The sequence below is a fragment of the Corynebacterium sp. UMB10119B genome (assembly GCF_030228125.1).
In the GTDB taxonomy this organism is placed as follows: Bacteria; Actinomycetota; Actinomycetes; order Mycobacteriales; family Mycobacteriaceae; genus Corynebacterium; species Corynebacterium pseudogenitalium.
This window is the reverse complement of the sequence record NZ_JASPBG010000018.1, coordinates 21,534-29,276: the sequence shown is the minus strand read 5'-3', so window position 1 is coordinate 29,276 and position 7,743 is coordinate 21,534. Positions and strand designations below refer to the sequence as shown.

The following is a 7,743-nucleotide window of genomic DNA, read 5'->3' as shown; positions in this document are numbered from 1 at the left end:
AGCATAGACAGGCGCTGAGTGCATAACTACGAGACAAAGTCCCTCGTGATGCACTCCAACAAAACATCCGCAGCCCCATTTCGGGGATTACTACAATCCTGTTACTACCATTTGCGTTTTGACGTGCGCTTCCAGTGCGTTTCCAAGGGCTCGCCGAGCCCCAAAATCTGCAACGCCACCCCCGAAAACGCCCCACATCCAACCTTGAGTGGAACAGACTCAACTTCTCGTGCGTTAGGGAGAGTGAACAACAAAACAAAACGCAAAGAGAAAGGAAAACGGACATGTCTTCGTTTAACCCAACTACGAAAACGCAGGAAGCGTTGCAGCAGGCGCTGCAGCAGGCGTCGGCGAAGGGCAACCCGGATATTCGCCCGGCGCATTTACTTGAGGCGATCCTGAAGCAGGAGGACGGCATCGCGGCGCCGGTGCTGCAGGCGACGGGTGTGGATCCGCAGACGGTCGCGAAGGAGGCGGCTGAGCTGGTCGATTCCTACCCGAAGGCGGAGGGCCAGAACATGGCGAATCCGAACTTTAACCGTGACGGCCTGAATGCGTTGAACGCGGCGCAGGAGTTGGCGGGCGAACTCGGCGACGAGTTCGTCTCTACCGAGGTGCTGTTAGCGGGTATCGCGCGCGGGAATGATGACGCGGCGGAGCTGCTGAAGAAGCGCGGCGCTACGTTTGAGGCGATTAAGGCGGCGTTCCAGTCGGTTCGCGGGAATAAGAAGGTCACGACTGAGTCGCCGGAGGATCAGTTCCAGGCGTTGGAGAAGTATTCGACGGACCTGACGGCGCGTGCGCGTGAGGGCCGGATTGACCCCGTCATTGGGCGCGACAGTGAGATCCGTCGCGTGGTGCAGGTGCTTTCCCGCCGCACGAAGAATAATCCGGTGTTGATTGGTGAGCCGGGTGTCGGTAAGACGGCGATTGTCGAGGGCTTGGCACGGCGCATCGTGGCGGGTGACGTCCCGGAGTCGCTGAAGGGCAAGACGCTGATTTCCCTGGATCTGGGCTCGATGGTTGCGGGCGCGAAGTACCGCGGCGAGTTCGAGGAGCGCCTGAAGGCGGTGTTGGACGAGATTAAGGAGTCCGACGGGCAGATCATCACGTTTATTGACGAGCTCCACACCATCGTCGGCGCTGGCGCCACGGGCGAGGGCGCGATGGATGCTGGCAACATGATTAAGCCGATGTTGGCGCGCGGCGAGCTTCGGCTGGTTGGTGCGACGACGTTGGATGAGTACCGCCAGTTCATCGAGAAGGATGCGGCGCTGGAGCGTCGGTTCCAGCAGGTGTACGTGGGTGAGCCGACTGTGGAGGACACGATCGGTATCCTGCGTGGCCTGAAGGAGCGCTACGAGGTGCACCACGGCGTGCGGATCCAGGATTCGGCGTTGGTGGCGGCGGCGGAGCTGTCGAACCGCTACATCACGAACCGGTTCTTGCCCGATAAGGCGATTGACCTGGTCGATGAGGCGGGTTCGCGGCTGCGGATGGAGATTGATTCTTCGCCGCAGGAGATTGATGAGCTGGAGCGTATCGTTCGCAGGCTTGAGATCGAGGAGATCGCGCTGCAGAAGGAGTCCGACGAGGCTTCGAAGGAACGGCTGGGTACGCTGCGCCAGGAGTTGGCGGATCAGCGTGAGAAGCTCGGTGAGTTGAAGGCGCGTTGGTCGAATGAGAAGGCGGAGATCGATAAGGTGCAGGCTGCAAAGGAGGAGCTGGAGCACCTGCGCAACGAGTCCGAGATCGCGGAGCGCGAGGGCGATTATGCGAAGGTCTCGGAGCTGCGCTACGGCCGCATTCCGGAGCTGGAGCAGCAGGTCAAGGACGCTGAGGAGGCGGCGGGGGCGTCGTCAAGGACGATGCTCACGGAGGAGGTTTCTCCTGAGGTGATTGCTGAGGTTGTGTCGGCGTGGACAGGCATTCCTGCGGGCAAGATGATGCAGGGTGAGACCGAGAAGCTGCTGGACATGGAGGCAATCCTGGCTGGTCGCGTTGTGGGCCAGAAGGAAGCGGTCGTGGCTGTGTCCGATGCGGTGCGGCGTTCGCGTGCGGGCGTTGCGGATCCGAACCGTCCGATTGGTTCCTTCCTATTCCTGGGCCCGACTGGCGTGGGTAAGACGGAGCTTGCGAAGGCCCTGTCGGAGTTCCTCTTCGATGATGAGGCTGCGATGGTGCGCATCGATATGTCGGAGTATGGCGAGAAGCACTCGGTTGCGCGTTTGGTCGGTGCCCCTCCGGGGTACGTCGGCTACGACGCTGGCGGCCAGCTCACTGAGGCTGTGCGCCGTCGCCCGTACTCGCTGGTGCTGTTCGACGAGGTGGAGAAGGCGCACCAGGATGTGTTCGACGTGTTGCTGCAGGTCCTCGACGAGGGTCGCCTGACCGACGGCCAGGGCCGCACAGTGGATTTCCGTAACACGGTGATCATCCTGACGTCGAACTTGGGCGCGGGCGGCGACCGCGAGCAGATCATGAACGCGGTGAAGTCGCACTTCAAGCCGGAGTTCATCAACCGCCTCGATGATGTGGTGGTGTTCGAGCCGCTGACGAAGGAGCAGCTGGTGGGCATCGTCGATATTCAGCTGGGCACGCTCGCCGATCGCCTTGCTTCTCGACGCCTCCAGCTCCGCGTCTCCGACGCCGCGAAGGCTTGGCTCGCGGACCGCGGCTACGACCCGGCCTACGGCGCGCGTCCGTTGCGTCGCGTGATCCAGCAGGCGATTGGTGACCGGTTGGCGAAGGAGCTGCTGGCCGGCGCGATCCGCGACGGTGATGCGGTGCAGGTTGACGTCGCGGAAGGCGGCGAGGAGTTGGCGGTGTCGGCAGCGAAGTAGCGTTCGGGCTACACTGCTGTCCATGCAACCAACGACGACGATTTACACACGGGTGGCCGTGCCAGGCGTGGAGAACGAGCAACTTGAGGCTCACCAGCTTGGCGGCGGCCACTTCGTCATTGCATCGGTGCCGTTTGTGGATGTGTCGTTGGCGGTGGGGGACATCGTGGAGTGCGTGCGCGTTGGCGGCATGTTCCACGTGAATAAGGTAGTGGTGCGCGGGGGCGCGTCCACGGTGCGGATTTTGCCGCAGGGGGAGTCGCCGTTTTCGCTGGCGGAGACGTTGTTGGCGTTTGGTTGCCGGGTGGAGATGGGCCCGGGTGGGATGTTGGCGACGTCGATAGGTGCGGATTGTCCGAAGGCCGGAATCGATGAATGGTTGGAGGGGTTGGCTGCATCGGGCGTGATCCAGCTCGCACCTGGCTATACTGCGTGAGCCATACGCGTATGGTGTTATGTATGACTGTTTTTATTTCTCCGCAGGAGCTGTACGAACGTATTAAATCCGGCAAGAAGCAGACGGTGCTCGATGTTTCTTGGGAGCCGGAGGCAGGCAAGGCCTGGCAGAAGTTCCAGTCCGAGCACATCCCGACGGCCGTCTACGGTGACCTGGAAGGCCACCTCGTGGGCATGCCGGGCCGCCGCGAGGGCCGCAACCCGCTGCCGTCGCTCGCCGTGATCGATGAGGCGCTCGAGGAGTGGGGCGTCGAGGCGAACCGCCCGGTCTTCATCTACGACCAGGGCTCCGGCGTCTTCGCCGCCCGCGCGTGGTGGATCATGCGCTGGGCTGGCCTGGAGCACGTCCACATTATCGACGGCGGCTTCCGCGAGTGGGAGGCCGAGGGCCTTAAGACCATCGCCGGCCCAGGCAACGTTGTTGTGCCGCGTGACCTGGAGCTGGAAGGCAGCAAGCTTCCGGTGGCGACGCTGGAGGACGTGCAGCGCTTCGAGGGCATCCTGATTGATGCGCGTGATGAGAAGCGCTTTGCTGGGCGTCGAGAAGTACTGGACTTGAAGGCGGGCCACATTCCGTCGGCGCTGAACCTGCCGGCGGCGGACCTGTTCTGCAAGGAGACCAGGAAGATCAAGGACACGGACTACATCCGCGACCGCTTCGCCAGCCTGGGCGTGACGCAGAATACGGACCCGGCGAAGATGATTACGTACTCGGGTTCGGGCAACCACTCCGCGCTGCTTATCGCGGCGATGGAGCACGCTGGCCTGCCGGTGGCCACGCATTATGTGGGTGGCTGGTCGCAGTGGAGTGCACGGTTGGGGAATAAGGTCGCCACGGCACTGTAGTATCAATCTTCGATGATTGCTTACGTGTTGTTTGGGCTGGCCGCGCTGCTCGTGGTCGCGGCTGTCTGGTTGTGGTTTGCACCTGCGTCTTCTTCCTTATCGACGCCCCCTCCGCCACCAGCCGAGCCCTCGCCTGAGGCTGAGCCGGACGTGGAGCCTGAGGCCGAGCAGGAGCCTGCGCTCGAGGTGGAAGAAGAGCCGGAACCAGAGCCCGAGCCTGCCCCGGAGCCAGAGCCCCAACTGGAGCCGGAGCCGGTACCGGAGCCGGAGCCCGAACCTGCACCGGCGCCCGAGCCTGCCCCGAAGCGCCCGCACCGCATGTCGGGCCTGCAGCTGCCGGGCGCGTCGCGCCGGGAGCGCCGCCTGTGGGCGGAACAGCACGGCTTCCGCTTCTCCAAGGTGGATGAGTACCTGGTCGACGAGTGGCACCGGGGTGCGGCGGCGTCCGGTGCGGAACCGCGCGATGTCGTGGCGGGCCAGGTCTACGGCCATGATGTCCGCGTGGTGGACCTTGGCGGGGTGACGGTGGTGGCCGTCGCAACGGGTGAGGTCAGCGACATCGTGGTGGATATGCGCCGTCCGCAGTTCCAGGCGGATTCCTCGGCGGATTTGGTGCTGGTGGAAACCGTCGAGGGCTTCGAGCTATTCACGAACGAGCCCGGTCCCGTCCTGCGCTTCATTGATGTGCGCGTGCGCACCGCCCTGCGCGAGATGCCGGAAAGCGTGTGCGCGGTGTGGTGCGAGCAGGACTGGGTGTTGGCCCAGCTGGAGCGCGGTTCGACGCCGCAGGACTGGGAGGACACGTTCGCGCCGCTGGCGTTGCTGGCGGACGCGGCACGCACGCTGCCACCGCGCGAGGCGGCGGCGCTTGCGCCGGTGCTCGGTGCCGAGGAGGCACCTGAGCCGGAGACCCCGCAGGTGCAGCGCCCGGAGGAACCACTTGAGCTGCCGACCCGCGTGACGGGCGGCGGATTCGGCGAGTTGGAGGACCACGAGATTGGGGCGGATTCTGTGGCGCCGATCGCGGACGGTTCACCTGCCGATGACGGCGCGCAGCTCTATGATTTGACCAGAGTGCGCCGCGAGCAGCAGCCCTCCACAATTTTCAACGACTCGTCAGACACCGAGAAGGAGCCAACCGATCATGAACGATAAAGCACGCCTTGCGCAGCTGGTCAAGGAACTCGCCGTGGTCTACGGCAAGGTCACGCTTTCCTCCGGGAAGGAGGCGGACTACTACGTGGATCTGCGTCGTGCGACGTTGCACCATGAGGCTGCGCCGCTGATCGGCAAGCTGTTGCGTGAGATGACGGCGGACCTGGAGTTCGACGCGGTTGGTGGCCTGACGCTGGGTGCGGACCCGGTGGCCACAGCCGTGATGCACGCTGACGGCCGCCCGATCGACGCGTTCGTGGTGCGCAAGGAGGCGAAGAAGCACGGGATGCAGCGCCGGATTGAGGGGCCGTCGATTGTTGGCAAGAAGGTCCTCGTGGTGGAGGACACCACCACGACGGGCAACTCCCCGCTGACCGCGGTGGAGGCCGTGCGCGCCGAGGGCGCTGAGGTCGTCGCGGTGGCTACCGTGGTGGATCGCGCGACCGGCGCCGCCGACGTCTTGCACGAGGCCGGCCTGGACTACCGATTCCTGCTGGGGCTCGAGGACCTTGGACTCAACTGAGCAGGCCGAGCAGGTGAAGGGGCCAACGGAGTGGAATGAAGGCCGCCACGGCGTGGGTCCTTGGGAGGGCCCGTGGCCGGATGACCCCCGACTGGATTCGCAGTTTTTGGAGGAAGGGGATCGTCGCAACGTAGTGGACGCCTACCGCTACTGGTCCCTCGAGGCGATCCGGGAGGAGCTGGATCAGCGGCGCCACCCGTTCCACGTCGCGATTGAGAACTTTGAAAACGACGCCAACATCGGCACCGTGGTGCGCACCGCGAACGCGTTTCTCGCCGAGGAAGTCCACATTATTGGGCGGCGGCGCTGGAACCGGCGCGGTGCGATGGTGACGGACCGCTACCAGCACATCCGCCACCACGCGACGATCGAGGACTTCGCCCAGTGGGCCAAGGAGCACGACCTGCCGATTGTGGCGATCGATAACACGCCCGGCTGCGTGCCGCTCGAAACGGCGGAACTTCCGCAGCGCTGCGTGTTAGTGTTCGGGCAGGAAGGCCCCGGCATTACGGACGAGACCCAGCGTGAGGCGTCGATGACGTGCTCGATTGCACAGTTTGGCTCGACGCGCTCGATTAACGCGGGTGTTGCCGCGGGCATCGCGATGCACGCGTGGATACGCCAGCACGCCGACTTGAGTACTGCTTGGTGAAAGGTGAAGGTTGTGGAAGAATCCGCCGCGGAAACATGGTCGCACCGCGCTGACCTGGCTCAATCGGCCGTGCAGGAGCGGCACGCCTCCCGCCTGTGGGGGCTGCCGAAGACAAACCTCGCGGTGGTCACGTGGCCGCCAGGCTCGAAGGATCGCCTCTACTGGCACTGGCACTACTGGTGGCAGGCCCACTATTTGGACTGCCAGATCGACGCCGCTCTTCGACGCCCCACCAAAACCCACAAGCGCCGCCTCAAAGACACCCTGCGTGGCATCCAGCGCCGCAACCTGGGCAAGCTGACGAAGAACAAGTACTACGACGACAAGGCCTGGCTGGCCCTGGCGTGGAACCGCGCCGTCGACGAGGGTTTGGCGCGCCGCACGAAGGCCCTCGACGCCCTGGAGTTCGACCTGCTCGCAGGCATCGACCCGGTGATGGGTGTGCTGCCGTGGCGCACGGAGGAAACCTTCTACAACGTGCCCTCGAACGGCCCGGCCGCCCTCTTGTTCGCGCGCACTGGCCGCCTGGACAAGGCCCGCGAGCTGCTTGACTGGACGTTCGACAACCTGGTCACCGAGTCAGGCCTGGTGCAGGACGGGATCCGGATGCGGATGCATGGCCCGGAGGTCGTCGACAAGCTGTATACGTACAACCAGGGCACGGTGCTCGGCGCGAGCCTAGAGATCGCGCTGGCGTTGCGCGCCGACGTCGGACTTCGCGACGACGAGCCAATCGACTCCTTCGCGTACTCAAAACGCGCCGACGATTCCGTGTTTTACATCACACATATCCGGGCAATCGTGGAAGCGATTGTCCTGCATATGGCTACCCCCCAGGGGGTGATTCTGAACAAGTCCTACGAATCCGGCGACGGCGACGGCGGACTCTTCAAGGGAATTCTGGCACGCTACCTTGCCGATGTTGCAGTCCGTCTCCCTGAAGATTCCCGCCAGAACATCGCGACCAAAAAGATAGCATCAAGGCTGATTATGGCCTCGGCGGAGTCCCTTTGGTCCCATCGTTTGGAGGTCGACGGGCTGCCGATCTTCTCCGCGCGGTGGACAGAAGACGCCCGCCTTCCCCACAATTATGGGCTCGGTCCTTCGTCTCTGAGCGAGGCCGTCGGGTTGGTCCGAATTGATGAGAGGGACCTTTCAGTACAGCTTTCCGGGTGGATGCTTCTGGAGGCCGCTGCACGGGTGGCGGCTGCAAATAGTCAGTAAAGCAGGCATACTGGTTGGCGTACCTAAGAAGCTCTAGTGGAGGT

At 63.9% G+C, this 7,743-nt stretch carries 7 protein-coding genes; all 7 read left to right on the top strand.

Annotated features, from left to right (window positions below; all coding sequences use genetic code 11):
* Positions 1 to 284 precede the first annotated feature (284 nt).
* From clpB to QP802_RS10415, 7 genes are read left to right on the top strand one after another with little or no spacing between them, the layout of a single operon-like run.
* A complete protein-coding gene (gene clpB / locus QP802_RS10445; RefSeq protein WP_284818725.1) occupies positions 285 to 2,843 on the top strand; it encodes an ATP-dependent chaperone ClpB in 2,559 nt (852 codons plus the stop codon).
* Between the two features lie 22 nt (positions 2,844 to 2,865).
* Positions 2,866 to 3,279: a DUF4265 domain-containing protein gene (locus QP802_RS10440; RefSeq protein WP_284818722.1), complete on the top strand. Its 414-nt coding sequence runs from the start codon at positions 2,866 to 2,868 to the stop codon at positions 3,277 to 3,279.
* A gap of 23 nt (positions 3,280 to 3,302) precedes the next feature.
* On the top strand, positions 3,303 to 4,145 hold the full coding sequence (locus QP802_RS10435) for a sulfurtransferase (protein ID WP_284818720.1): 843 nt from the start codon (positions 3,303 to 3,305) through the stop codon (positions 4,143 to 4,145).
* Between the two features lie 12 nt (positions 4,146 to 4,157).
* Positions 4,158 to 5,300: a type III secretion system chaperone family protein gene (locus QP802_RS10430; RefSeq protein WP_284818719.1), complete on the top strand. Its 1,143-nt coding sequence runs from the start codon at positions 4,158 to 4,160 to the stop codon at positions 5,298 to 5,300.
* Positions 5,290 to 5,823 carry an orotate phosphoribosyltransferase gene (gene pyrE, locus QP802_RS10425; RefSeq protein ID WP_284818717.1) on the top strand — a complete coding sequence of 178 codons (534 nt, stop codon included), beginning with the start codon at positions 5,290 to 5,292 and terminating at the stop codon, positions 5,821 to 5,823. The genes QP802_RS10430 and pyrE overlap by 11 nt, the downstream gene beginning before the upstream one ends.
* Positions 5,810 to 6,475: a TrmH family RNA methyltransferase gene (locus QP802_RS10420; protein ID WP_284818715.1), complete on the top strand. Its 666-nt coding sequence runs from the start codon at positions 5,810 to 5,812 to the stop codon at positions 6,473 to 6,475. Before pyrE ends, QP802_RS10420 begins: the two co-directional genes overlap by 14 nt.
* A gap of 12 nt (positions 6,476 to 6,487) precedes the next feature.
* Positions 6,488 to 7,699 carry a glycoside hydrolase family 76 protein gene (locus QP802_RS10415; protein ID WP_284818713.1) on the top strand — a complete coding sequence of 404 codons (1,212 nt, stop codon included), beginning with the start codon at positions 6,488 to 6,490 and terminating at the stop codon, positions 7,697 to 7,699.
* The last annotated feature ends 44 nt before the right edge of the window (positions 7,700 to 7,743 follow it).

Bases quoted from the DNA above. Each gene is read 5' to 3' on its own strand.
- clpB (WP_284818725.1), top strand. From the start codon at position 285: ATGTCTTCGTTTAACCCAACTACGAAAACGCAGGAAGCGTTGCAGCAG.
- QP802_RS10440 (WP_284818722.1), top strand. From the start codon at position 2,866: ATGCAACCAACGACGACGATTTACACACGGGTGGCCGTGCCAGGCGTG.
- QP802_RS10435 (WP_284818720.1), top strand. From the start codon at position 3,303: ATGACTGTTTTTATTTCTCCGCAGGAGCTGTACGAACGTATTAAATCC.
- QP802_RS10430 (WP_284818719.1), top strand. From the start codon at position 4,158: ATGATTGCTTACGTGTTGTTTGGGCTGGCCGCGCTGCTCGTGGTCGCG.
- pyrE (WP_284818717.1), top strand. From the start codon at position 5,290: ATGAACGATAAAGCACGCCTTGCGCAGCTGGTCAAGGAACTCGCCGTG.